The sequence below is a fragment of the Bartonella sp. CR127HXZ genome (assembly GCF_042194555.1).
Lineage (GTDB): Bacteria > Pseudomonadota > Alphaproteobacteria > Rhizobiales > Rhizobiaceae > Bartonella > Bartonella grahamii.
This window is the reverse complement of the sequence record NZ_JBHIMZ010000096.1, coordinates 1-531: the sequence shown is the minus strand read 5'-3', so window position 1 is coordinate 531 and position 531 is coordinate 1. Positions and strand designations below refer to the sequence as shown.

Below are 531 nucleotides of genomic sequence, written 5' to 3'. Positions count from 1 at the left end.
ATTCAAGCAGAAGATTTGCAGCACAATCAAAAATCTGTTGGCGCAAGCCACAAACACGGTGGGGTCAAAATGGGTCCCTCCACAACCTCTTACCCCCTTTAAAGGAGTTTATCATGCGTGAGAACACTTATGTTATTTTAACCAATGCCGATTTTGTTGCTGGTCAACGTTCACCGGGCAAAGGTGAAGAAATTTGTTTAAGTGAGGAAGCGGCTAAATATCCGTTGCTGCTTGGTCAGATCGCTGAAAAACCAGCACCTGTTGTTTCTGCGCCCCCAACTGTTTCTAACACAAAGACAAGCAAAGGGGCTTAAAGCATGCGGTGTGGGATAAGCGAAAAGGATGGCTCTCTCTTATATGGTTGGGCACATTGCCAACAGTCACTTCGTAAATGTCTGACGACAAGAATTGGGACACGGGTTTTGCGTCGTCATTATGGATGTGATGTTGGAGCATTCCAAGATGCCAATGCTGATCCTGCGACGATGATGCAGCTTTATCAAGCAATTGTTGAAGCACTCGATGATCCAG

2 protein-coding genes are annotated in these 531 nt (G+C 45.8%); both read left to right on the top strand.

All coding sequences use genetic code 11. The features are described from left to right. Positions 1-113: 113 nt before the first annotated feature. A complete protein-coding gene (locus ACFIKY_RS09325) occupies positions 114-314 on the top strand; it encodes a hypothetical protein (RefSeq protein WP_375636599.1) in 201 nt (66 codons plus the stop codon). Between the two features lie 3 nt (positions 315-317). Further along, on the top strand, positions 318-531 hold a 214-nt coding region (locus tag ACFIKY_RS09320), incomplete at its 3' end, for a GPW/gp25 family protein (protein ID WP_375661766.1).

Coding starts and splice junctions, on each gene's coding strand:
- ACFIKY_RS09325 (WP_375636599.1), top strand. CDS start 114: ATGCGTGAGAACACTTATGTTATTTTAACCAATGCCGATTTTGTTGCT.